Source organism: Streptomyces sp. NBC_01190 (assembly GCF_045039895.1).
Classification (GTDB): Bacteria; Actinomycetota; Actinomycetes; order Streptomycetales; family Streptomycetaceae; genus Actinacidiphila.
In genome coordinates this window covers 6,823,013-6,847,681 of sequence record NZ_CP108580.1, presented here as the reverse complement: position 1 = coordinate 6,847,681, position 24,669 = coordinate 6,823,013, and the positions used below count along the sequence as shown (strand labels likewise).

Genomic DNA, 24,669 nt, shown 5'->3' with positions numbered 1-24,669 from the left:
TCTTATCTCCTGGATCCGCCATGTCTGACAACCGCAACCCCGAAGGTGCCCCGGCCACCGTGAAGTTCCCGCACCGCAGCCGCCGGGGCATCCTGCTCGGTCTGACCGCCCCGCAACTGACCGTCGTGACCGTCACCGGCATGCTGCTGCTGGCCGTCATCCTCACCCGCGGCGTGGTCGGCGCGCTGGATCTCCTCCCGGTGTGGGCCGCGATCCTGCTGCTGGTCTTCGTCCGCTCCCAGGGCCGGAGCCTGGCCGACTGGACACCGATCCTCACCCGCTACGCCCTGCGCCGCGCCCGGGGCCAGCTCCTCTGGCTGGCCCGCCCGTCAGCCCGCCCTGTCCGCGAGGGGCTGCTGCACCTGCCGGGCACCGCTGCCTCGCTGCGGGTGGTCACCGCACCCGACCGCCGGTACGGCGCCGTCCACCACCCCGGCACCGGCACCCTCACCGCGGTTGTGAAGGTGTCCAGCCGTGCCTACGCCCTGCTCGACCCCGGCACGCAGAGCGCCAACGTCGCCGGTTGGGGGCGCGCTTTGGCGGCCCTGGCCCGCACCGGACAGGTCGCCCGGGTCCAGGTAGTCGAGCGCACCGTCCCGGACTCCGGTGACGCGCTGCGCCGGTACTGGGAGGAGCACGGCAACCCCCAGGCTCCGCTGGCCGGGCAGGTCTACGGCGAGCTGATCGCCTCCGCCGGCCCGGCTGCGGCGCCCCACGAGGCGTATGTCGCGGTGTCGCTGGACGCCAGGGGAGCGCGGCGGTTGATCCGGCAGGCGGGCGGCGGCCTGACCGGCGCGTTCTCCGTCCTGGCCCAGTTGACCTCGATGTTCGACCAGGCGGCGCGCACCGCCGGACTCAACCCATCGGGCTGGCTCACGGCCACGGAGATCGCGGCCGTGGTGCGGACCGCCTACGACCCCAGGGCCCTGGCCGCGCTGGACCGCTGGTCGGACTCCGGCCGCCCCGCAGCCCACCCGGCTGCCGCAGGTCCGGTCGTGGTGGTGGAGAAGGCCGACCACATCGCCACCGACTCCGCCTTCCACACCACGTACTGGATCGAGAACTGGCCCCGCATCGAAACATCGGCCGGGTTCCTGCATCAGCTCCTGTTCACCGCCGGAGTCCGCCGCACCCTCAGCCTGTCGTACGAGCCGAAGGGACTGGACGCCGCACTGCGCGACGTCCAGCGCAAGAAGGCTTCGGTGATCGCGGACGCCGCCGAGCGCGCCCGGCGGGGCCAGGTGGACTCCGAGGCCGATTCGATCGAGTACGCCGACATCAAGGCCCGCGAGCGCCAGCTCATCGCCGGGCACGCCGACGTGGCACTGACCGGCCTGCTCACCGTCAGCGCGGACTCCGAGGACGAGCTGCGCTCGGCGTGCGCGGTCGCGGAGACCGCGGCCGTCGGCGCCCAGCTCGACCTGCGGGTCCTGAGCTGGCAGCAGGCCGAGGCGTTCACCGCCGCCGCCATGCCGCTCGCCCTCGCCGTCTGATGCCGGCCCCATCCCTTCCTGCTGAAAGAGCACCCCCATGTCCCGCACCGCCCACGCCCCGACCGCGCAGGACTTCGTGCCCTTCGCCACCGCCGCCATCGACTTCCACCGCGCCCTCAACCTCCCCGCAGGCCCGCTCGTCACCTCCCGGACCGAACTCGACTTGCTGCACGGGCACTTGATCGCCGTGTACGAGCTGCTCGACGCGCACGCGCTGCGCACCGGCTCCCTCGTGCCGGTCGAGGGCGACTGCCTGAGCGCGGCGCGCACCCGGATCTGGCAGGCCGCCGACCACGTCCACGCCGCCTTCCACGCTGCGCCCCGGCCGGACTCCGGTGAAGTTCCCGACCGCGAGGCGTGCCGCGCCGGGCTGCCCGAAGGCGCCCCCGAGCCGACCATCTGCCGGCGCCACCAGACCGCCGCCCGGCTGGTGCGCCGCCGCAGCACCCCGGCCGATCTGCACGGGCCGTTCACCGGCCTGATCCGCCATTGATCCCACCGCTCTGTCTGGAGAAACGCTCATGCCCCGCACCCGCGCCAGCGCCACAGCCGTGTTCGTGCCGCGCAAAGCCTCCCGCGCTCAGCAGCGCGCCGCCCGCGCCGGATTCGCCGAAGCCCGCCGGCAGGCCCGCCGTGCCGAAACCCCGCCCAGGCGGCAGGGCGAGGAGGGCCTCGACCCGGAGCTGCGGCCGACATATCCGCCCTCCGGGCGCCCCGGTCCCGCCTCCGCCCGCGGCGGAAAGCTCCGCCTGCCCGCCCACCGCATGACCACCGCAACCGTCTCCGGGGCGTATCCCTTCCTGGCCGAAGGCGGACTTGGCGCGGAAGGCATCTTCATCGGCCGCGATGTCCACGCCGAGGCCGCGTTCTGCTACGACCCGTTCTCGCTGTACTCCAGCGGCCGGATCGAGGGCTTCACCAACCCCAACGCCGTCCTCGCCGGCATCATCGGCATGGGCAAGAGCGCACTCGCCAAGTCGATCGCCACCCGGGCCATCGCCCACAGCTACAAGGTCTACGTCCCCTGCGACCCCAAAGGCGAATGGACCCCGGTCGCCTCGGCATTGGGCGGCTACACCATCGCGCTCGGCCCCGGCCTGCCCGGCCGGCTGAACCCGCTGGACGCCCCCGCCAAGCCGGAGGCGGTGAGCGAAACCGACTGGGCCACCGAGACCCGCAAGCGCCGCCTCTTGCTGCTGGCAGGCCTCGCCCGCACCGTCTTGAAACGCGATCTGCTGCCGATGGAGCACACCGCGCTCGACCTCGCCCTCGACCTGGTCGTCACCCAGGCCGAGGCGACCGGGACCGTGCCGCTGCTCGGCGAGATCGCCCACGCCCTCGGCTCGCCCGAACGCCTCGACGCAGCGCTCGGCGACCACGCCGGGCACATGGGAACCGCAGCCCAGGACCTCGCCCACGCCCTGCGCCGCCTCGTGCACGGCGACCTCAGCGGCATGTTCGACGCCCCCTCGACCGTGGTCTTCGACCCGGGCACTCCGATGCTGTCCATCGACCTGTCCCGGCTCGGCGGCTCCGGCGACGACACGGCGCTGGTCCTTGCCATGACGTGCGCGTCGGCATGGATGGAGGCCGCTCTGGCGGATCCGGACGGCGGCAAGCGCTGGGTGATCTACGACGAAGCCTGGCGCGTGATGCGGCACGTCGGCCTGCTGGAGCGCATGCAGTCCCAGTGGAAACTCTCCCGGGGTCTGGGCATCGCCAACTTGATGGTCATCCACCGGCTGTCCGACCTGCTGTCCGCAGGCGATGCCGGCTCACGCGGCCGGGTGCTCGCCGAGGGCCTGCTCGCCGACTGCTCCACCCGCATCATCTACCGCCAGGAACCCGACCAACTCGCCACCGCAGCCGCCCTGCTCGGCCTGACCGGCGTCGAAACCCAGGCCGTCTCCGCCCTCACCAAAGGCCGGGGATTGTGGAAAGTCGCAGGCCGGAGCTTTATTTCGCAGCACCTGCTGCACCCGGCCGAGCGGAAATTGTTCGACACCGACGCCCGGATGCGCTGAACCCCACCCCACAGCAGAAGGAGCCAGCCCGTGTTCCCCAACCCCGACTTCGAACTCTCCGACAACCCCGGACGGACCACCGAGCAGATCAACGCCGCCAAGACCGGCGTGCCCACGCGCGACGACCTGCGCCGCTGGTCGGTCAAGGAGGGCTCCGTACCCGAACCGGTCGGGCCCGCCATCACCGCCTGGACCGACCGCCTCCACGACGCTGACCACAGCGAGGTCGCCCAACTGATCCTTCTCACCACGAGCGACCCGAACGGCATCCTCCCCCGGCTGCACGAGTTCCTCGAAGCCGCCGCGGACAAGCTCCAGCAGGCGGGCGCCGGCGAAGCCGCTGCAGACGTGACCGGCATCGTCAGCCGCCTCGGCGAACTCGACGAAGACCTCTACTACATGGCCGTGGACGCCTGGGAGGACATCAACACCGCACAGCGCCGCACCTCCGCTGCCACCAGCACCTCTCCCGCCGCCGGCATCCGGCCCACCACCGCTGCCCCGGCCCCGGACCAGCAGCCCGCTGCTCCCCCGGCTCCGCCCCGCCCGGACAACCCCCGCACTCGCTGACCGCACATCAGAAGGGACCTGCCATGCCCCGAACCGACAGACGCTGTCCCGCCCGCGCCCGCTCACCCGCTCCCGCGAACCCGCATTGGACACGCCCATGCCCGCATCCGATCCGAACGGGCGCCTTCTCCACCCCGCGCCTGCCCGCCACGACCGGGCCCCTGGCCGGCTGCGGGCCTTCAGCGACGCCCTCGCCCGCCGGCTGCCCGGCTCCTGGAACGCGGCTACCAAGGACCACTTCGCCTATAGCCCGGCCTACGCCTATGTGATGGACAGGCTGTGGGACCACGGCCATGCCGAATGGGGCCTGCAGGACTATGTCGACGACGAGGCCACCCTGCTGGACGGCTCCGGCAAGGAACTCCTCGTCGTCCTCCCCCGTCCCCACCACCGCGCGCAGTTCCTCGTGGCCGCCCTGGCACCGCCCGGAATCGACGGCGTGCTGCGCACCGACAATGCGCCTCACGGCATCGCCGTATCCGGCGACCCTGTCCGGGCAGCGGCTGACGTCGAACGCCGACTCCTGCCCCGCTACCGGCACGCTGTGGAAGCGGTGCGCACCCCCGCGCTGCGAGAAGCACACCGGCTCGCCCAAAAGGCCCTGGACGACTGGGACGCGGTCTCGGACTCCCTCTGCGACCAGCAGGGCATCCCGCTGGACGAAGACGCCTACGGCGTCCGGCAGACCCAGCGTGACGCCGAAGCCTGGCAGCCCTTCGAGACATTCCTCTTCCACGGCTCAGCCGCGATCGACCACGCGACAGCCGCCCTGCCCGCTCTCTCGCTGCCTGCCTCCACCGTCGACCGGTGGACCTACCAACTGCGGTCCCTGAACGACGCCTTGGCCAAAGGCACCCGCATCCGCGACAACTGGGAACCCCGCCTGGTCGCCAAGCTCGACCAGCCAACCGGCCCGGACCGCTGGACCGCCTTCAACGACACCCTAGACGAGCGCAACGCCGAGGGCTGGCACGCGATGACCCTCTTCATCGACCACGCCCCGGTGCTGCACGCCATCGCCGACGCCGAACGGGAGCGCGCCGAGTTCGCCGCTGCCCGCGTCGCCGCCGCTCAGGCACGCTCCACCACCGCGGTGCCCGCTCCCAGGCCCGGCTCCCGTCTGCCGATGCCCGAGGCACCCACGCCGCCACCCGGACCTCCGGCACGGTCGCACACCCCTGGCCGCTGACTTCCCCCTGCGTCCCACCCCTTCGCCACGAAAGCCGAACCGTTATGCACACCAATCCTGAGCACCTCCGTCAGCAGCCCCAGCCGGACGGTCCGCCGGGAGTCGGTCTCCGGGAGTTCGCCGAAGCGATGGCGGCCCGGCTGCCGGGATGGGACGCCGATGTACGCGATCTCACCTCGGACGTCGACCACGCCGCCATGGCGGAACTCCTCTGGGACAGCGCCCCGCTGCACAGTGCCTTCGCTCGGTACCGGCTCCAGGAGGCGGCCGTGCTCACCGGCCCCGGCGGGGCACGGCTCACCGCGTTCCGCACCCGTTCCCGCGACCATGTCTCGATCAGCCTCCTGCGACCGGACTGGATGCCGGCCGACCTCGTCGGGCCCGGTGACCACCAGATGCCGATGGCCCTCGCCGTCGACCGCGACCCGGTACGGGCCGCCGCCCAGGTCCAAGAGCGCATCCTGCCGCGCTACGAGCAGGCCGTGTGGCGGGTACGGGTCCGTGCCCTGACCGAGGCTGCCGACGGCATCGCCCAGGCATCGGCGAGGTGGGACACGCTCGCGGACTCCTTCCGGGACGCCGACGGGAGGAGCAGCACGGCCGGGTACAACGAGGGCAAGGCGGCGCGCAACGCAGTGGCCTGGCAGCACGTCGAGACGTTCCTCGCGCACGGCCACGAGGTGCTCGCCGGGGTGAAGGCAACCACGACCGGGGCCGACTACCTCCACGGCCCGATCAGCGCCGACCTTCGGCAGATGCGGGGCATCGACAGCGTCCTGGCCAGGGCCGCCACCATGCGCTCCAGTTATGAGGACGCCGCCTCAGCGCTGGCCGCAGCACCGCCGGGCACCCGCGAGATCTACCTGGAGCGCGCTCACCGCCTGCGCGACTTGGACGGCTGGCGCTACGCGGACGAACTCAGTTACAGCGGAGCCGCACTGGCCAGGGCCGCAGCTCATCTGACCGACCGGATCGGAACTGAACAGCCGCCGGCCGACCGGCGCGCGGATGCTGCCCTGACCCGTTCGGCGCCCGGCCCGCACCGTACGACGGCCGCGCCCGCGCCCGTCCCGCCTGCGCACGTTCCGGCTGCCGAGCGCCGCACCCGCTGACGCTCCTACCACCGGATTCCGGACGGGCCAAAACGGTGATCCGCCGGATCCTCGACCCGTTCGCACCGTGAACTTCGGTTCCTGTTCGGAAGGTCCTGCTGTGACTGCTTCTCCTCTTCATATCGTCTCCACCGGTCCGGCCATGGGCCTCGTCGCGGGAGGCCCGTACGACGAACTGGCCGCCGCCCTATTGCGACAGGCCGGGTTCGTGCCGGTCTCCACCGGCCGTTCTTCCTACTGGCAGATCCCGGAGGACCTCGCCCCCGCCGACGCTCGTGAGATCGCGGGTGCGGCGTACGACATGCTCCGTGCCGCGCGCTACGAGGTCACCATCGCCCCCGAACTGCGGCCGGTGCCGGCAGCGGTGGCCCGCGAGATCAAGGCGATGGCGGGCGAGATCGCCGACGCCGAGAACCTGGACACCGTCATCGCGCTGCTGGCGCCGCTGGCGGCTTCCGAGACCGGCGTCCTGGCGGAGATCTCCTGGCTGATCGGCCACGCGGCCCGCTGGACCGCGGTGGAATCCGCGTGCACCTACCGGGAAGGTCTCGCCCGCATGGTCTTCGGCGCGGCGCAGGCCCTGGAGGTCGCCCAGGGAGAGCTGAACCGGGTTGTCGCGGCGCTGTCCTGGGTTCCGGAGCAGATGCGGGGACGAAACGCACCCCCCGTCAGGGCGGAGGCTGACACCCACCCGCAGGTGACGGCAGCCCGCGCCCGCTCGGCGAGCCCCGCCGGTCCTGGCGAGCAGTCTTCGCCTCCGGCTGCGCCCGCACGTCGGCCGCCCGCCCCCGGACGCCGGCCGTGAACGGGGAAACGGCAACCTCCATGGGCTCCATCCAGGCCACCGTCACCTTCCAACGTGAAGGGGCTGGCGTCACCGCCCAGGTCCGTGGCGACGACCCGCAGCGGGGATTCGCCGACTCGGCGCTGCACTACGCCGGCTTCGTCCCGGTCGCGCGCCTGCGCGAGCACTACCACCGCCTGCCGCTGGGCATGACCCGCCCGGACGAGCAGCGGCAGACGGTCACCCGAGCGATCGACCTGCTCCAGGCCGACGGCATCGACTTCTCCGCCGATCCCGACCTGATCGACACCACACTCCTCTTCGACGTCGACACCGATATGAGCCTCGGCGACCGCCTCGCCCAGCTCACCGACTCCCTTTCCCGCGCCCACCACACCACCGAGGCTGTCGCCGCGCTGAGCGAGCTGACCGCCCCCGGCACCGGCGCCCTGCAGCGCGTCGTCGAAGCCCTCGAAGCAACCGCCGACTGGTGGGAAGGACTCGGCGGACCCGCCGATCCCCTCTACGCCGCCCGGCTGCGCCGCATCGCCGGGCACGTGGACATCTGCGCGCTGGAGATCCGGTCCCTGCGCGGCGAACTGGCCGACCGGCACACCGACCATCCCGACCGTGTCCGCGTCCACACCGACCGCGTGGCCTCCGACGATCCCACCGCCTCCCGGGTCACCGCGGCCCTCGCAGTCTCGCCGACCGCACGGCGCGACACTCCCGCCGCGATACCGCCAACTCCCGCCGAACGCCCCGCCCTTCCCGCCGGCCGGCCACCCGCCACACCCGGCCGCTGAAACAGAGGAAACCGCCGATGCCCCGTGCCCGCAGAGCCCTGCCCAACCGCCCTCGCTCCAGCGCCCGCTCACGTTCCGGATGGATCCGCCATGCCCGCCTCCCAAGCCAACCCGCTTCCCGACGTCGTGGTCGGCCGCCACCCCGACTTCGGCATCGTCGCCACCAACCCCAGTGACCTCGCCGCCAACGCCTGGATGCTGCGCGGCTTCGACTTCCACCCCGTCCCCGGTCACCCCGACCTGTACGCGCTGGCTGATCAGCAGCACGACGGACGAGACCGCGCGACCCGGGCCGTCGACCTCCTGCGCCGGGCCAACTACCGGGTGGAGACGGACGCCGAATTCGACACCTTTCCGACGGACCCGGGCACGGTGCCGACCGCCGCCGTCCTTGTGCGCAGCGAGCCCGAGGTGGCCTTCGCTGAGCACCCCCGGCTCGGCATCGTCGCCGCCACCACTGACAACGATGTCCTCGGCGGGCAACTCCTCGAAGACCACGGCTGGCGGCACAACCCCAGCCTGGACATCTACACCCTGCCCGTGACCACCGGCCGCGACCAGGCCCTCGGCAAGGTCGCCCAGGCCACCGTCACGATGCACCGCGCCGGCCTCCAGGTGGCCGTGCAGCCCGCCCTCGCCCGGGACACCGCCGCGCGCCGCCCGCCCGCGCCGACCAGGCCAGCACCCCGGGAACGCAGCCCGGACACCGCCGCGCGCACGTTCCCCACCATGAACGCCGCCGCACTCGCCGCCAGCCCGGCCCGCGCCGGTCTGCCCGGCACACCCCCGGTCCCCGTTCCGGACGCCTCCGCACCGGCCTCCCGGCCGGTGGACCCGCGCGTGGCGTTCTCCCACACCCGCTGACCACGACTCCCGTAAGGAACAGCTCTCATGGCCGTTGTTGGTACTCCCGGCTATCAGAACGTGCGGAAAGGCGAGGTAGGTAGCTGCGGGGCGGTGAGACCCGCCCTGGAGCACGCCGGCAGTCATTGCCCATCGTTCGTGGTCAAGCCACGCACCGTTGATGCGCTAAAGGCTCCGGGCCCGCCTCGCCTTCGCCCCACACCCCACCGGCTTTCCCGCCACCACCGATAGGAGATCCGCCGTGCCCGAAGCACCAGGAGAGCCGTTCATGACGATCCGGCACACCATCACCGGCGAGGTCACCACCACCGGCTACAACTCCGCCGCCCGGCGGATCCTGCTCCAGGACGGCTTCGAAGAGACGCCCGTCTGCGCCTGCCGAGCGACGGAACCCGGTACGCAGCGGACGCACGGGCCTGCTCGCCAGCCGACGAGCTGCTCGTCGCCGGCCACCCCCTGCACCTGGACCACCGAGCCCTCGGTCGGCCGGTGAGCGCCGACGGTACGCCCCGGTTGGCCCGCTCGCCGATGTCGGCACAGTCCGTAAACCGCTCCGAGACCGGCCAGCCCCTCCAGCCCACGCCAACCCCGCCCGCCCCCCTACCTGTTGAAGGAGCCTCGTTGTGACCACACCCGGACCGCCTACCAGTCCAGCGCGCACCAAGGGCGGCGAACTACGGGCCAAGGTGGCCCAACTGCTGGCCGACCGGTCGGCAGATGCGCTCACCATCGGGCACATGGCCAGGCAGCTGGGCCACTCCCACGGCGCCGTCCGCAACGCCGCCCTCACCCTGGTGCGACGCGGCGAGGCCGACCAAGGCGGAAGCGGACAGCCGGAGTTCCGCGCGAACGCGAAGACTGCCGCAGCCGCGCAGACCGCTGTGATCAGCCCCCCGGGCACCCACTCTCCCCGCGTCCAGGCGGCCACGGCCCGCACGACCATTCCCGCCGCAGCCAGCACGCCCCAGCAGGGCGGCCCGATCCGCCGCGCGGGGGGTCAGCTCTACCACCCACGGGAGCTGGCCGATCTGCCCGACGTCGAGGCGCTGAACCGCCTGCGCGACGCCGACGTGCCGGTGCTGCTCTACGGCCCTCCGGGCACCGGCAAGACGAGTCTGGTCGAGGCGGCGTTCCCGGACCTGCTCACCGTCGCCGGGGACGGCGACACCACGGTCGGCGACTTGGTCGGCGAGTACACACAGGCCGACAGCGGAGGTTACGTCTTCCAGTACGGTCCGCTGGTCACCGCGATGACCGAGGGCCGCGCCCTGCTGATCGACGACGCCACCTTGATCTCGCCGAAGGTCCTGGCGGCGCTGTATCCCGCGATGGACGGGCGCAGGCAGATCCAGGTCAAGGCCCACAAGGGCGAGACCATCAAGGCCGAGCCGGGCTTCTATGTGGTGGCAGGTCATAATCCCGGCGTCCACGGGGCGGTGTTGACGGAGGCGCTGTCGTCCCGGTTCAGCGTGCAGATTCAGATCGGCACGGACTATGACCTCGCCCTGGCCTTGAGGATCGATGCCCGGGTGGTCCGGGTCGCCCGACACCTCGCCCGCCAGGTCGAACTGGGCGAGCTGGGCTGGGCCCCCCAACTGCGCGAACTGCTCAGCTACCAGAAGACCGAGGCCGTCCTCGGCACCAAGGCAGCGCTCGCGAACCTGGTCGGCATCGCTCCGCTGGAGGATCGCGACGCCGTCGCCGCCGCTGTCACCAAGGCTGCCGGCGTCAAGGAGGTCGCGCCCCTCACCCTCGGCAAGCAGCTTCCCGCCTCGGCCGTCCGGCAGCCCCCGGGCAGCACCGGCTCCGCACAGCGAGGCCGCTCGCGATGAGCGCCCACCACCACGTCCAGTCCCCCGCCACCACGCCGGACGTCGACGCCGATCTCGCGCGCTGGGACGACGACGGCGCCCCGCCCGCGCAGCCCCGTTCCTCCCCGGCCGCGTGGCTGCGCGTGGGTGCCGAACTCGGCGACCGGCTGGTCGCGCTCTCCGGCCGCCAGGACCTCCTCGTCACCTGCCGTCCCGGCACGCGTAGCGGCGCACCGGCCGCGTTCTTCCCCACGCTGGGCGAGGTCGAATTCGACGCCCGGCTGTTCGCCCCGCTCCAGCCCCATGAGATCCATCCGCGGATCGTGGGCGACGAGGAACGGTACCCCGCCGCCTGGGGAGTGTTCGTCCACGAGGCCGCGCACGCAGCCCACTCCGTCTGGAGGGAACCTGCCGGAGCGGACCTCCGTGTCGTGGAGGCCGCGCTCCTGCTGGAGGAGAGCCGTGTCGAAGGCGCACACCTGATCACGCGGCCCACGGACCGCACGTACCTGCGTACCAGTGCCCGCACCCTGGTCATGCCCGACATCGCCCACCCCACCCTTCAGGGCATCGAGCACGCCGCCGGCGTGGCGGCCCTGGTCCTCGGCCGCCGTGACGTCGGCATCCTGGACGCCGGCGAGACCCGGGCGGTCGCCGATCTGTGCGAAAAGGTGCTGGGCGCAGACCTGTTGGCCGCCCTCACCCGCGTCTGGACCGCAGCCCACCAGTGCGTCGACCACGACGCCACGACCATGCTCGCGCACGCCCAGGACTGGTGCGACGCTCTGGACGCCGCTGCCCCCGCCCTGCCCGTGCCGGAGAACCTCGCCGATCTGCTGTCCGGCGCCGTGGGGGTCGTCATGGACAGCATGGCAGCCACCGACGCCGCCGACCTCGCGGCACAGGCCGCAGCGACCAACGCCATGGCCGCTCAGTCCAAGGCGCAGGCTCAGGACCGAGCCCAGCGGGCCGGCCAGCGACGCCAAGCCGCCGCCACCGCCAAGTCGGTCTTCAACACCCGTGGCACCACCGTCAGCCCCGACGGCACACCGGCGCCCTACGGCAACCCGGTCACCGGCACCCGTAGGCCCACCGCCGCCGAGCAGAGTGCCGCCGCGCGCCTGAGCCGCGCCCTGCGTGCCGCCGCCTACCGCGAGCGGACCGAGGAGCGGACCACCAGCCCCACCCCGCCCGGCCGCCTCAACATGCGCGCGGCCCTCGCCCGCGACGCTCAGCGCGCGGCCGGGTCGGTCCCCACCGCGGAACCGTTCACCCACACCCGCCGCCGCAGCTCGCCCACCCCACCGCTGCGTGTGGGGATCGCCGTCGACGTCTCCGGCTCCATGCGTGCCGCCTGCGCGCCCGTCGCGTCCGCTGCCTGGATCGTGGCACGCGCAGCAGTCCTGACCGACCCCGACTCCCTTACCGCCACCATCGCCTACGACACGCACCTGACCGCCTTGACCCGACCCACCCACCGGGCACCGGAGCGCGTGACAACGTTCGGCGCCAACGGCAGCAGTCACAACCTCGCCTATGCCCTGGACGCGCTCGACCACGGCCTCGAACTCAGCCGCCCCGGCGCCGGCCGCCTACTCGTGATCGTCACTGACGCCATCTACACCCCCGACGAAACCGCTCAAGCCGTCACCCGCGTCAAGCAGCTCACGACCGCCGGCTGCGCCGTACTCCAGCTCACCCTCACCGCGGAGTCCCCGCACCTGCCGGGGACCACCTTGCTGCACTTGACCCAGCCCTCCAGCGCTCCCGCCGCCATCGCCACGGCGGCCACAAACGCCATTCGCAGGACACGCTGAGACGACGCAGAAGGCGGAAGCGTCCCCGAGACCACCGCCAAGCAGTCCAGACCACCTCCGTCCGCCGCATGAATCGTGCATCTGATGCACGACCCTCCGCAGCGACGCAGGCCACCACCCCAACCGCCAACGAAAGGCACTCGATATGAAGCCCCAGACCAGCAGCCCGACCTCGAACGTAACGCCCATCAAACGGAATTCCCCGGGGGTGAAAACGATCTGGAACATCGACTTCTCCTGCGGGCACAGCGATGCCCGCGACCTGTCCGACCGCCCCGCCGACGTTCGCGCGGGCTTCGCCCGCTGGCTGGCAGAGCGCCCGTGTTCTGTCTGCTGGAGGGCAGCACACCAGGCCGACGCCGCCGCCACGCAGCAGTGGCTGGAGGCCAAGCGCGCCGACGAACAGGCCGCCGCCGAAGCGTGGTCGACCCAGTACGCGATGCCTCCCCTGGAGGGCACCGAGCGCGCCGTGGCCTGGGCTGTCCGCTGCAGGCACCAGACCCTGGCCGCCGCCTACACCGCCCTCGTCATCGAGGGGGACACCACTGAGACGGCGTGGGAGGCGATGGAGGACAAGGCGCGCACCGTCACCCGCGCGGGTTGGTGGCTCGACCAGCGCTCCTGCGAGCCCGGCGATCTGTCCGGGCTGCTCGACGCGGCCACCGACGCCGACCGGCCGACCGAGAACCCGCACTTCTGACCTCCCGGTGCCCCGCCCCCGGGGCGGGGCACCGGCTCCCCCTTGGCCCTTGCTCACCGGTGCGGATCTGCCGTGCCCCGACTATCCCCTGCGCTGCGACGTGCGGCGCACCGAAAGCATTCCACCACCCTGCTCGCCCAACTGCACGGCAGTGAACCCGGCTTCCAGCCGTACCTCCTCAGCGCCTGGTCGCCCGAACTGACCGTCCAGGACGCGGTCGCCCTGCCGCTGCTGGCGGAGCTGCTCGATGAGCCGCTCGCCCTGCGGAAACCGCGCACCGGACACGATCCGGCCCGGCGGCTGACGTGGCACTGCGCGATCCGCAACGCCACCACTGCGGAACTGGAGGACGACGACTGGTTCGAGCTGACACGCGAAATCCTCGACGCAACCGGCGTCGAACCGGACGCCGACCCGGCCGCCTGCCGCTGGGCAGCCCTGCGCAACCAGGCCGGCGGGCTGGACATCGTCGCCACTGTCATCCGCCAGGACGGCCGCTGGGCCCGGCTGCACAACGACACCTACTTTGCGCGCTCAGCCTGCGCGAACTTCGCCCACGACCACGGCCTCCACCCGGCGGCGTGACGACAACACGGGCTTCTACCACCGGTTTCCGGACGGCCCAAATCGCGGAACCTGCGGATCCTCATCACCCGGAAGCCCGACCACGGGCCCCGCCCCTTCGCTCTCCTTCGAGGTCAGTGCCGTGATCGCCCACCTTCAGCGCGCCAGCCACACCGCCGGCCTGCTCGCCTACCTGTACGGGCCGGGCGAGCGCAATGACCAGAGCAATCCCCGTCTGGTGGGCGGTGACTGCCACGGCGCCCCGCTCGACCTGCTCACCCACGCAGGCTCCCTGCCCTATCTGGCCCACGCCCTGGACGCGCCCGTCGAGCGCCTCGGCAGCAGGGCGCCCGAGCGGCCGGTGTGGGTGTGCTCGGTCCGCTCCGATCCCCGCCAACTCGACCTGACCGACGCCCAGTGGGCCGAGGTCGCCCGCCGGGTGACGGCGGTCACCGTCGCATCCGGCGGCGATCCGGACGCCTGCCGCTGGATCGCGCTGCGCAACCAGCCCCGCCAGGTGCACGTCGTGGCGACCCTCGCCCGCGAGGACGGCGGCCTCCACAACGCCTATCGCGACGCCTTCCGCCTGCAGAGCGAGTGCCACCGCATCGCCACCGAACTCGGCCACCTGCCGGCCTCCCCCACGCCCACGACCTCAGCACCAGCCCCGGAGATCTTGATGCCTATCACCGTCACCATCGCCCCCGAGCCGACCGGCAGTGTCGTCGCCCGCGGCGGCGACAGCCTCGCCAAGTCCCTCCTCAACCATGCCGGATTCGCCTACGCCAACGACTGGCACGGCCCCCGCCACCGCCTGCCGACCTCCATGGGACGCGACGAGCAGGCGGCCATCTCCTCGCATGCGGCGCAGATGCTGCGCGCCGCCCGTTACACCGTCGAACTCGACCCCGTTCTCGACACCTCTTCCGCCGGCCCGCAGCGTGGGCAGTCCCTCGGCGACCAGGTCCTGGCGGTGACCGACCGGATCCGGGGTGCGGAGAGCGGCGCCGAGCTGGCGGACGCGCTCGCCCCGCTCCTCGACCCGGAGCAGGGCGTTCTGGAGCGGGTCCGGGAGGCGCTGGAGGCAGCCGGGGAGCAGATCACCGATCTGGCTGACGAGGCGTACCAGTTGGGTGACCGGTTCGGCTTCGCCAGTGACTTCATCGTCGCAGCGCAGTCCGAACTCGCCGACGAGGACGAGGAGTTGCGCCGTGTCGTCCTCCCGTCGCAGGAGCGCGCGGCGCCGCTGTCGGCTGGGGTTCACGACGCCCTCGGCGCCGCGCTGGCCGCCTCGCCGGCGGCGACCCGGGCACCGGCTTCCCGGGACGCCTCCCCCTCGGCCCCGGCTGCGGCGCCACCGGCAGGTCCGGCGGGCAACTCCGCCTCCCGGACGCGGTGAACGGCGATGCGCTTGTTGCCGGCCCTCCGCCGCCGTTGCGACGGTCTGGCGCCCCTGTATCTGATGCGGGCAGCCGATGCCCTGGCCAGCACGACCGCCGCTTACGCCATCCCGCTGCTGGTCCTGATCACCACCGGCTCCACCGCCCTGACCGGCATCGCGTTCCTGCTGGAGTGGACGCCGCGTCTGGCGGCCTTCACTTTCGCCGGGATGCTGACCGACCGCTTCGGTGCCGGCTGTGTCTTCCGGTGCAGCAACTTCGTCCGGGCCACCGTGGTCGCGCTGGCCGCTGCGGTGCTGACCGTCCTGCCCGGGACGGGGGCTGCGACAACAACCGTTGTTTTGGGGTTCGGGGCGGTGTCCGGGCTGCTGGCGGAGGTCTCGTTCGTCGCGGTGGAGACTCTCGGTGCCGAGGGCGGCCGACACCTGGGGAACCGGGTGCACCACCTGCAGGCAGTACAGACTGGCATCGATCAGGGCGCGATGCTCGTCGGTCCGGTGCTGGGCGGCCTGTTGCTGCTGGCCGGGCCGAACGTTCTGCTGACCGCTGTCGCGGCCCTGGCGATGATCGCCGCCGTCGCCGCCCACGGCAACGCTCTCCCGGCAGACCGCCACCGTGCACCCAGCAGTCTGCTGAGCGGATGGCGGACCCTGCGCCGGACCCCGGCGCTGGCCTGGCTGATCGGCGGGCTCGCCGCCTCCAACCTGGCCAGCGGCGTCCTGCAGGCCGCAGCCCCCATTACGGTCATTCACCGCTTCCACTACTCCACCGCGGATGTCGGTGCGGTGTGGAGCGTGGCGGCCGTCGCCTCCCTGCTCACCGTGATCGTCACCCGACGGGCCCTGGACCGCTGGCAGGTGTGGCCGGTCGGGGCGGTCGCCGCCGCCGTGTCCACCGTCGCCTGTCTCAGCGTCGCCCTGGCCCCCGGCTTCGCCGTCTACACCGCGGCCGTCGCTGTGCTGATGGCGGCCGAAGGCGCGCTGACCGTGGTGCTGCGCACGCTGCGCTCCCGTCTCATCCCCGCCGCCGCCTTCGGCTCGACGCTGGCCGTGGTGATCATCCTGGTGCTGCTGCCGCTGCCGGTGGCCGGAGCCCTGGTCGCGGCCGTGCCCGCCCCCGGCCTTCCGCACCTGCTGCTGGCCTGCGCCGTCCTGCAGGGCGGCGTGCTCACCGCGTGCTTCGCCGGCCTGCGGCGCCACCGCGCCGCATGCGAACCGCCGCCCGAACGGGTCCTCGTGGTGCACCGCAGCGAACAGGTCCAGCCCGTGGACGCACCGTGACCACCGTCGTCCCGGCTCAGACGCCCCTTTTCCTCTCCCTTCTTCCCGTTCGATTTCCGCCCTCTGGAGGGTTTCCCATGTCCCGCACGTCCAGCCCGCTGCTGATCGTCGTCGGCGGAACCGATCCGCTGTATCGCGGGTACTGCGTCGAGCAGGTCGCCGCCGCGTACCCGATCGCGCTGATCGACACCAAGCCGCCGACCTGGCAGCAACATCTGGTCGCCGACCACGAGGTCGCCGACACCCACGACCCGAGCGCCGTGGTCGCCGCCGGTCTTGCGCTGGCCGAGCGGCACGCCATCGCCGGGGTGGTCACCTGGGACGAGTACGCGCTGGTGCCGGCAGCCGAACTCGCCGCCCGCCTCGGGCTGCCCGGAAACAGCGTCGCAGCGGTGAACGCCTGCCGGGACAAGGCCACCAGCCGCCGCCGGTTCGCCGAAGCGGGCGTGCCCTCGCCGGTCTCCGCCCGGGTCGAGACCCTCGCCCAGGCCAAGGTTGCCGCGTCACGTACCGGTTTTCCCCTCGTCCTCAAGCCGTCCTCGCACGCGGGCAGCGTCGGGGTGATCCGTGTCGACAGTCCCGAAGAACTAGCCGGTGCCTGGGAGTTCGCTGCTGCCGGGGCCGGCGGGCAGGGTCCGGAGGGCAGCGGGATCCTCGTCGAGTCGTTCATGGGCGGCGAGGAGATATCGGCCGAGTGCGTCACCTTCCGCGGGGTGACCACCGTGGTCGCCATCACCCGCAAGGAGGTCGGCTTCGCGCCGTACTTCGAGGAGACCGGCCACGTCGTCACCGCCGGCGACCCGCTCCTGCCCGTGGTCGCTCCCGTCGCCCGCCAAGCGGTCCAGGCGCTCGGCGTCACCGACGGTGTGACGCACGTGGAGATGAAACTCCCGGCGTCCGGCCCGGGACTGGTCGAGGTCAATGCGCGCATCGGCGGCGACCGGATCGGCACGCTCGTCCACCTCGCCACCGGCCTCGACCTCCCCCGGATCGCCACCGATATCGCCTGCGGCAAGGCCCCCGACCTCACCCCCACCGCGCACCGCTCGGCCGCCATCACGATCCTGTATCCGCCGGCTCCCGGCATCCTCACCGCGCGCCGCCTGGCGATCGAGCCCGCCCCGCAGCACCCGTGGCTGCACCAGGTCGTCTGGCTGCACGAGGTCGGTGACCGGGTCGCCCCGCCGCCGGAGGGCAGCGTCGACACCGCCCGGATCGGGTTCTTCATCGTCACCGCCGACAGCCCCGCCACCGCCCGCCAGCGCCTGGCCGTTCTCACCGGGGCCCTGACCCTCACGGTCGCCCCGTGACCTGGACGTTGGCTCCCGACCGGCCCGGATTCTGACCGCCCATCCGACCGGGCGGGGAGCGCGCACCACCGTGTGCTCCCCGCCCCCGACCCGAGGAGCCCTCGTGCCCGAGTTCTATCCGAGCATCGGCGATGCCGTCGGTGCGGCCATGGCCCACAACATCAGGCTCGCCCACGGCGAACCCACCGGCCCTGACGCGCCGTTGCAGGTCAGGTACCTTCCCCATCCGTCGGCCGAGCCGTACTCGGTTCCCGGGATGATCGCCCGGCTGACCGAGACCGCAACGCCCCAGGAAGTCGCTGGAATCCTCGAAGAGATCAACGGCGCGCTGGTCGGGGCCCTCCCGCAGTTGAGCGAACTCGTCGCCGCAGCCGCCGACTGGACCCGCCTGCGGCTGACCTTCCTCGGCGAGCCGCATCGCGAGCTGGTCTTCGAGACCTGGACACGGCTGGCCGCCGCCCGCGGACTGCTCCGCGAGGTGGAGGAGAACCTGGAGGCCGCGCAGAACCTGGTCACCGCTATCCCTGGGGATCTCCGCGACCCGCGATGCCTGGACGAGATCCCGGCCCTGCGCACCCTGGACCTCCTCCAAGACGTCCTCGGCAGCAACGACGCCGCACCCGACGACGAACCCCGCGCCGCCTCCGACCCAGCGGCAGACCGGCAGCGCGCCGCACGGTCCTCGTCGCCGCACGCCTCCGCCCACCGCACCGCTGCGTCCGGCACCGCACCCACCGGACCCCCAGCCCCGCCACCGGCCTCACCGCCGCGCAGCCGCTGACCCGCACAGAAGGGAAACGCTCATGAACCCCCCGCCCCCGCCCAACCGCGCCGACCAGTACGGCACCGACGTCGAGATCTGGTACGACCACGCTGTCTTCGCCGACGTCCGTACCGGGACACCGCAGGCCGCCCACCAGATCCTGTGGGAGCACGGCTTCACCCTCGACCACGCCTGGCTGGGCCCCAACTGCCGCGTCCTGGCCCGCGACGACGGCTGGAACGACGACAGGGCCTGTGCGACCCGGGCAGCCGAAGCTCTGTCCCGCGCTGGGTTCACCACGAACTTGGACCCGATGCTGCTGTCCCGGGACGCCCTGGCCGCCGACCACTCCCGGCACCTGGACCGACAGCACGCCGCGACCCGCACCTCGCCGGCTGCCGGCACCCGTGAGTCCAGTAACCCCGATCCCACTGCGGCCCGGCCTCCGGTCACCTCGACCACCATCCGCCGTACCCGCTAGGAGAACCGCGACGGCCAGCAGAAGAACCCGCCGCCCCGCCCCTGGGGACGAACCGTCCGCCACCCCGGACGCGGAGGCCGACGGGCAGCGCGCCGCGCGGTCTTCCTCACCCACGCCTCCGCCCCCCGCACCGCACCTTGCGGACACGCGGCGTCAGCAGCCGGTCCGGCTACCGGCTTCGCCCCGCGTTCCCGCTTCCCCGCTGCCCGAGGACACGCCATGACACTGTCAGCCAACGTCAACCACGCCGATGCCTTCGGCGTGGACGTCGAGATCTTCCACTGGCGCGACCAGAGCATCTGGGCGGACACCCGCACCGGCATACCGGACCTCGCACGGCAGCACCTGGCAGCCTACGGCTTCGTCCGGATCCACCACGTCAACCTCTTCGACGCCCACGAACTGCCAACCGACCTGCCCTGGCCGGAGCAGAAGAGGCGCGCCAGCCTGGTCGCGGAATCACTCACCCTGACCGGTTTCACCGTCAACATCGACCCCGCCCTCTACGACCAGGCCGTTATTCCCCCCATCCTCGCCGAGACCCGCCGGCAGCAGGCAGCGGCCACCCGCACCTCCCCGGCCGCCCGCGCCCACCAGCACTCAACTTCCCCGCAAACGACATCAGTTGCTCCGGCGCCGATCCCGCCCGCCCCCACACTCATCCGCCGCACCCGATAGGACCCCGCCATGACCAGCAGAAGAACCCACCACCACCCCGCCGCCCGCAAGCCGATCACCGCACACCCCTGGACCCCGCCATGCCATCTCCGCGTACACGCGCGCCCTCGACCACCACCGGCACCGACGCACTCCTGATCCTCCTGTTCGGCGTCCTCGGCGCCGCCCTCGCCTTCGGCTCCCTCGCCTGGCTCACCGGCAACCTGACCAACGACGTGTACGGCGCGGGGCCATGGACCCCGTTCCGGGCCACCGACGCGCTCCTCCACCCCGACGTGCTGTGGCCACACCTGGGCCCGACCGCCGTACTGATCGGGGCCCGGCTCCTCCCCGGCCTGCTCACCGCCGGCCTCGTCGTGACCGGCTGCGTCCTGTGGCTGCGCATACGCGGCGGGACCACCAACGGTCTAGCGCGCAAGGCGGATCTCGCCCCGCTGCTGGCCAGGGAGATCACCGCCAAGGCACGCAGCCTGCGGCCGAGCCTCGCCGACCTGGAGAGTAAAAGAGGTCGCGCCCGCTGACCGCGGCATCCTGCTCGGCACGCTGTCCCCCGGCCGGGCCGAGGTCCGCGCAAGCTGGGAAGACGTCCTGGTCGCCATCATGGCCCCCCGCTCCGGGAAGACCACCGGCCTGGCCATCCCCGCAATCCTCGCCGCTCCCGGCCCGGTCCTGCTCACCAGCAACAAAGCCGCAAGCGACGCCTTCACCACCACGTTCGACGCCCGCGCAGCCGTGGGCTCGGTCTGGACGCTCGACCCGCAGCAGATCGCCCACCACCCGAGGCAGATGTGGTGGGACATCCTGGCCGACGCCCGCGACCTGGCCGGCGCCAAACGCCTTGCCGGGCACTTCGTCGCCGCGTCCGTGGACGAGTCCGCCGGCTCCGACTTCTGGTCCACCGCCGCGAGCAACACCCTGGGCGCGCTGTTCCTGGCTGCCGCCTCGCACCGCCGCCCGATTACCGACGTCCTGGCCTGGCTCGCCTCACCGGCCGACCGCACCCCGGTCGATCTGCTCACCGATGCCGGCCACGACGCGGTCGCCGCCCAGCTCCAGGGCACCGTCTCCGGCGCGACCGAGACCCGTGACGGCATCTACGAGACCGCGCGGCAGTACGCGAGCTGCCTGCTCGACCCCGGCGCCGCCGCCTGGGTCACCCCCGCACGGCACCTGCCGCAGTTCCGCCCGTCGGCGTTCGCCACCTCCCGCGACACCCTGTATCTGCTCAGCAAGGACGGCGGCGGCTCCGCCTCGGCGATCATCGCCGCAGCCGCCGACGCCGTGATGCGCGCGGCCGTGGTCGTCGCGGAGCGCTCCGGGGGCAGGCTCGACCCGCCCGCGCTGTGCGTCCTGGACGAGGCCGCCAACGTCTGCCGCATCTCGGACCTCCCGGACCTGTACAGCCACTTGGGCAGCCGGGGCGTCATCCCAATCACGATCCTTCAGTCCTACCGGCAGGGGCAGAAGTGCTGGGGCGAGGCCGGGATGGACGCCCTGTGGTCCGCCGCCACCATCAAGATCATCGGTAGCGGGATCGACGACGCCGACTTCGCCGACAAGTTGTCCCGCATGATCGGCGACCACGACGTGCCAACCATGTCGGTCTCCACCTCCGAGTCCGGCAAGTCCACCTCGGTGTCGATGCGCACCGAGCGGATCCTGCCTCCCGACGCGATCCGGGCACTGCCCAAGGGCCGCGCGTTGCTGTTCGCCACCGGCATCCGGGCCGCGATGCTCGACCTCCGCCCCTGGTACAAGGAACCCGCCGCCAGGACGATCGGCCCCGCCTCGGCCGCCGCGACCAAGGCCATCACCGAGCGCGCCATCGCCAACACCGCCCCGGCCCGTGACGACTTCGGAGCGGTGTCATGAGCGGGGTATGGAATGTCCCCGCCGCCGAACGGGCGGCGATCCTGCGCGAGCACGCTGTCCAGTCCGGCTCGCCGGGGAAGGATCTGTCGGATCTGGAGCTGCTGAACGAGGCGTACGAGTCGGTGCTGCGCGAGCAGATCGACACCCGCGACCGCTACATGGGCCTGCTCACCTCCCTGACCGGCCACGAGGAAGCCGTGCGCACCGCCGCCGTCGCCGCCCTCAAAGAAGACGCCGACCACTACGCGAAGTACGCCGTGCGCGCCCGCATGAAGCCCTTCGACGCGCTGCTGCACCGGGCCGCCAACCTCCCCGACCGCCCCAACCTCGGCCAGGTCGAGGGGCTGCGCGCGGCAGCGGAACGGGTGAGGCTGGAGCTGAAGGACGCCGGCCCGGCAGAGGACGTCGTCGACCCCGGCGACGCCCGCCACATCCTGCGCACGCTGCGGCACGTTGTCGGCGTCCTCGGCGACCTGGAAGGTCTTGACGGCTCCGACGTGCTCCGGCTCGTCACCGACGCCCTGGACAGGGGCCCCCTCGCGGACCTCTTCACCGTCGCCGACCAGGGCACTCCGAAGCCGGTTCCCCCACTGCCGCAGCCGACGTTCGCCGGACCCGACTGGGCCCACGCCCACCGCCTGTGGACCTACCAGCCCGAGCGCAACGGTGCGCACGTCAAGGCGTATCCGCTCGGCGAGGACTGGTACCTGGACCTGTGGTCGCACGCCGGGCAGTTGCTCGCCTTCGGCACCGTACCCGAGACCGAAGTCGCCGCCCTCGCCCCCGCGCTGACCGCCCGCGCCGCCACCTGGTCCCACGACCGGTCCGACTACGCCTGGCGCCGTTTCACCGACACCGCCCAGGCCACCCGCACCGCCGCATCCCCGCCCGAGCCCAGCCCCAGCGCGCCCGCGGCGCCGCGTCCCGACGACGCCCGGGTCCATGCGGCCACCGTTGCTTCGCCCAGCCGGTCCGCCGCTCAAACGGCAGCCGCCCCGATGCCCCCGGCGAAACCGCCCCCGGCACCCGCGGTGGCGTCGGCGTCACCGGCCCGCCGCCGATAACGCCACCACGGGCACTCGCCTCTCGCCACGGGGACTTCGCCACGCCCACTACCGCTCCGCCCGCTGCCGAACGCCAGACGGCTGTTCACCGTGGTCCTGCCAGCCGGGCGCACCCGTGCAGAGCCGCGTCGGCAGCACCGCATGACCGCCCCTGTCCTCTCCCCGCCCATTGGAGCCTTGATGTCCACCTCTGCTTCCTCTCCCATCCTGCGACCATTCCGCGATCTGCCGGTCCTGCGACGCGGCGGCCGGTGGCTGCTGGCCGCCTGCGACAGCGCAGTTCCCGCCGACCGGGCCCTGGCCACCGAATTGGACCGTTTCGCGGTGGCGATGGCTGCCGCCGACCGGGCCGTCGCCGCCCTGCCTCCGCAGCCCGGGGGGCGGTGATGAGGCCGCTGCTGCAGGCCGAGCAGGCCGTGCTCGGCGCGGTCCTGCTCGATCCTGGCCAGCTCGACCGCCTCGGCTGGCTGGAGCCGGAGCACTTCTACCGGCCAGCTCACCAGGCGCTGTTCGCCGCACTGCGCCACCTGCGCAAAGCCGGGCAGCCGGTCCTGACCGCCGACGGCACCGTGCCGCTGGCGTGGGTGAGCGACGCCGTCGCCGAAGCCGGGAAGCACACGCGCGGTCTGACCTCGGTGTACGCACACACCCTGATCTCAGCCTGCCCCCGCCCCGCCCACGCCCCCGTCTACGGGCGGATGGTCCTTGAAGGTGCCATCCACCGCACGGTCACCGAGCACTGAAGTTCCCCCACTGAGGTGGACAGCCTGATACTGGGACGGTTGGTCCCGGAGGAAGCAGTCCAGAGCGTGAGTGGCAAGAGCAACATGAGCAAGCGGTACACGGCTGAGTTCAAGCGGGATGCGGTCGCTCTCGTGCGGTCCTCGCCGCATCGGAACGTCACCGAGATCGCCCGGGAGCTGGGCGTGAGCCCCGAGGGGCTGCGGGGCTGGGTCAAGCAGGACAGCACTGACCGTGGCCAGGGGCCGGCGGGTGCGCTGACCAGCGCGGAGAAGGACGAGCTCGCCCGGTTGCGGCGGCAGAACCGCGAGCAGCAGCAGACCATCGAGATCTTGAAAAAAGCCGCGGCCTTCTTCGCCACGGAGTCGATGAAGTAGGTGAAGCCTGCCGTTTCGTCGACGCGGAGAAGGCCGCCGAGGCCAACCCCGGCGGTTACAGCGTCGCGCTGCTGTGCCGAGTCATGGGCATCAACCGCTCCACCTACTACGCGTGGCTGGCCGCCCGGCCTGCCGCACGGATCCGGCAGGAGGCGGAGGAGGAGCTCGCCGGGGAGATCCGCGGGATCCACGCCGGCTCGCGGGGCGCCTATGGTGTCCCGCGAGTGCACGCCGCGCTGAAGCGGGTCGGCCGTGCGGTGAACCGCAAGAAGGTCGAGCGGATCATGCGCGAGCGCGGCATCCGCGGCATCACCCGCCGCAAGCGCCGCCACCTGACGGTTCAGGACGGCGGGGCCGCCCCTGCCCCGGACCTGGTCGGCCGGGACTTCACCGCCGCCCGGACCGGAACGAAACTCGTCGGGGACATCACATACCTGCCGACGATCGAGGGCTGGTGGTACCTGGCCACCGTCATCGACCTGGCCACCCGCGAAGTCATCGGCTACGCGATGGCCGACCACCACCGCGCCGAACTCGTCGTCGACGCCCTGCGGATGGCTGCCGGCCGCGGCGATCTCCAGCCCGGCTGCATCATGCACACCGACCGCGGCAGCGAGTACACGAGCAGCGAATTCCGCCGTGCAATAAGGGAATTGGACCTCCAGCAGAGCATGGGCAGAACCGGCATATGCTACGATAATGCCGCAGCTGAGAGCTTCTTCGGCCTGCTAAAAGCGGAGATCGGCACCACCGTCTGGGACAGCCGCCGGGCAGCCCGGGCCGACGTCTTCCGCTTCATCGAAGTCGAATACAACCGCACCAGACTCCGGAAACACCCCGAGTTCGGCTACCTCACCCCACTCGAAACCCGAGCCAAACTGCGACACGACTTCACCCCCGCAGCGTAAACACACGCTGTCCACGATCAGGGGGGAACTTCACGCCGGCCTTCACCCCTGTGCAGGCCGC

General features: G+C 72.2%; 23 protein-coding genes and 3 pseudogenes. All 26 read left to right on the top strand.

The genetic code is table 11. The features are described from left to right. Nucleotides 1-20: 20 nt before the first annotated feature. A complete protein-coding gene (locus OG519_RS28870; RefSeq protein ID WP_405589890.1) occupies nucleotides 21-1,493 on the top strand; it encodes an SCO6880 family protein in 1,473 nt (490 codons plus the stop codon). Between the two features lie 37 nt (nucleotides 1,494-1,530). Then, nucleotides 1,531-1,986: a DUF6238 family protein gene (locus OG519_RS28865; protein ID WP_405589887.1), complete on the top strand. Its 456-nt coding sequence runs from the start codon at nucleotides 1,531-1,533 to the stop codon at nucleotides 1,984-1,986. Between the two features lie 28 nt (nucleotides 1,987-2,014). After that, on the top strand, nucleotides 2,015-3,517 hold the full coding sequence (locus tag OG519_RS28860) for an ATP-binding protein (RefSeq protein ID WP_405589884.1): 1,503 nt from the start codon (nucleotides 2,015-2,017) through the stop codon (nucleotides 3,515-3,517). Between the two features lie 30 nt (nucleotides 3,518-3,547). Then, on the top strand, nucleotides 3,548-4,087 hold the full coding sequence (locus OG519_RS28855) for a hypothetical protein (RefSeq protein ID WP_405589881.1): 540 nt from the start codon (nucleotides 3,548-3,550) through the stop codon (nucleotides 4,085-4,087). Between the two features lie 97 nt (nucleotides 4,088-4,184). Beyond that, nucleotides 4,185-5,276, top strand: coding sequence for a hypothetical protein (locus OG519_RS28850; RefSeq protein WP_405589878.1), 1,092 nt, complete (start codon nucleotides 4,185-4,187; stop codon nucleotides 5,274-5,276). Nucleotides 5,277-5,320: 44 nt separating this feature from the next. Beyond that, nucleotides 5,321-6,388, top strand: coding sequence for a hypothetical protein (locus tag OG519_RS28845; RefSeq protein ID WP_405589875.1), 1,068 nt, complete (start codon nucleotides 5,321-5,323; stop codon nucleotides 6,386-6,388). A 100-nt stretch (nucleotides 6,389-6,488) separates the two neighbouring features. Further along, on the top strand, nucleotides 6,489-7,193 hold the full coding sequence (locus OG519_RS28840) for a hypothetical protein (protein ID WP_405589872.1): 705 nt from the start codon (nucleotides 6,489-6,491) through the stop codon (nucleotides 7,191-7,193). Nucleotides 7,194-7,213: 20 nt separating this feature from the next. Further along, nucleotides 7,214-7,978: a hypothetical protein gene (locus OG519_RS28835; RefSeq protein ID WP_405589870.1), complete on the top strand. Its 765-nt coding sequence runs from the start codon at nucleotides 7,214-7,216 to the stop codon at nucleotides 7,976-7,978. A gap of 90 nt (nucleotides 7,979-8,068) precedes the next feature. Then, the gene (locus OG519_RS28830; protein ID WP_405589867.1) at nucleotides 8,069-8,842 is read left to right on the top strand and encodes a hypothetical protein; all 774 of its coding nucleotides are present in this window, start codon (nucleotides 8,069-8,071) and stop codon (nucleotides 8,840-8,842) included. A 268-nt stretch (nucleotides 8,843-9,110) separates the two neighbouring features. Further along, nucleotides 9,111-9,335 (top strand): hypothetical protein, encoded by a 225-nt coding sequence (locus OG519_RS28825; protein ID WP_405593099.1) that lies wholly within the window; start codon nucleotides 9,111-9,113, stop codon nucleotides 9,333-9,335. A gap of 193 nt (nucleotides 9,336-9,528) precedes the next feature. After that, the gene (locus OG519_RS28820; protein WP_405593097.1) at nucleotides 9,529-10,674 is read left to right on the top strand and encodes an AAA family ATPase; all 1,146 of its coding nucleotides are present in this window, start codon (nucleotides 9,529-9,531) and stop codon (nucleotides 10,672-10,674) included. Then, nucleotides 10,671-12,470: a hypothetical protein gene (locus OG519_RS28815; protein WP_405589864.1), complete on the top strand. Its 1,800-nt coding sequence runs from the start codon at nucleotides 10,671-10,673 to the stop codon at nucleotides 12,468-12,470. Before OG519_RS28820 ends, OG519_RS28815 begins: the two co-directional genes overlap by 4 nt. 208 nt (nucleotides 12,471-12,678) lie before the next feature. Further along, on the top strand, nucleotides 12,679-13,170 hold the full coding sequence (locus OG519_RS28810) for a hypothetical protein (RefSeq protein ID WP_405589861.1): 492 nt from the start codon (nucleotides 12,679-12,681) through the stop codon (nucleotides 13,168-13,170). A 72-nt stretch (nucleotides 13,171-13,242) separates the two neighbouring features. Further along, the gene (locus OG519_RS28805; RefSeq protein ID WP_405589858.1) at nucleotides 13,243-13,755 is read left to right on the top strand and encodes a hypothetical protein; all 513 of its coding nucleotides are present in this window, start codon (nucleotides 13,243-13,245) and stop codon (nucleotides 13,753-13,755) included. Nucleotides 13,756-13,876: 121 nt separating this feature from the next. Further along, complete coding sequence (locus OG519_RS28800) at nucleotides 13,877-15,133, top strand: hypothetical protein (protein ID WP_405589856.1); 1,257 nt, start codon at nucleotides 13,877-13,879, stop codon at nucleotides 15,131-15,133. Between the two features lie 63 nt (nucleotides 15,134-15,196). Further along, nucleotides 15,197-16,414, top strand: coding sequence for an MFS transporter (locus tag OG519_RS28795; RefSeq protein ID WP_405589854.1), 1,218 nt, complete (start codon nucleotides 15,197-15,199; stop codon nucleotides 16,412-16,414). Between the two features lie 77 nt (nucleotides 16,415-16,491). Next, on the top strand, nucleotides 16,492-17,724 hold the full coding sequence (locus OG519_RS28790; RefSeq protein ID WP_405589851.1) for an ATP-grasp domain-containing protein: 1,233 nt from the start codon (nucleotides 16,492-16,494) through the stop codon (nucleotides 17,722-17,724). 103 nt (nucleotides 17,725-17,827) lie between these two features. Then, nucleotides 17,828-18,505, top strand: coding sequence for a hypothetical protein (locus OG519_RS28785; protein ID WP_405589848.1), 678 nt, complete (start codon nucleotides 17,828-17,830; stop codon nucleotides 18,503-18,505). 22 nt (nucleotides 18,506-18,527) lie between these two features. Then, nucleotides 18,528-18,968 (top strand): hypothetical protein, encoded by a 441-nt coding sequence (locus OG519_RS28780; protein WP_405589845.1) that lies wholly within the window; start codon nucleotides 18,528-18,530, stop codon nucleotides 18,966-18,968. Nucleotides 18,969-19,187: 219 nt separating this feature from the next. Beyond that, nucleotides 19,188-19,646 (top strand): hypothetical protein, encoded by a 459-nt coding sequence (locus OG519_RS28775; RefSeq protein ID WP_405589842.1) that lies wholly within the window; start codon nucleotides 19,188-19,190, stop codon nucleotides 19,644-19,646. 80 nt (nucleotides 19,647-19,726) lie between these two features. After that, nucleotides 19,727-21,518, top strand: a pseudogene (locus OG519_RS28770) (type IV secretory system conjugative DNA transfer family protein). After that, the gene (locus OG519_RS28765; protein WP_405589840.1) at nucleotides 21,515-22,582 is read left to right on the top strand and encodes a hypothetical protein; all 1,068 of its coding nucleotides are present in this window, start codon (nucleotides 21,515-21,517) and stop codon (nucleotides 22,580-22,582) included. The pseudogene OG519_RS28770 and the gene OG519_RS28765 overlap by 4 nt, the downstream one beginning before the upstream one ends. Nucleotides 22,583-22,762: 180 nt before the next feature. Further along, nucleotides 22,763-22,969, top strand: coding sequence for a hypothetical protein (locus OG519_RS28760; RefSeq protein ID WP_405589838.1), 207 nt, complete (start codon nucleotides 22,763-22,765; stop codon nucleotides 22,967-22,969). Further along, nucleotides 22,969-23,322: pseudogene (locus OG519_RS28755) on the top strand (DnaB-like helicase N-terminal domain-containing protein); the annotation flags it as partial. The gene OG519_RS28760 and the pseudogene OG519_RS28755, both read left to right, overlap by 1 nt. A 69-nt stretch (nucleotides 23,323-23,391) precedes the next feature. Further along, complete coding sequence (locus OG519_RS28750; RefSeq protein WP_405589836.1) at nucleotides 23,392-23,700, top strand: transposase; 309 nt, start codon at nucleotides 23,392-23,394, stop codon at nucleotides 23,698-23,700. A gap of 8 nt (nucleotides 23,701-23,708) precedes the next feature. After that, nucleotides 23,709-24,608: pseudogene (locus OG519_RS28745) on the top strand (IS3 family transposase); the annotation flags it as partial. Nucleotides 24,609-24,669 lie beyond the last annotated feature (61 nt).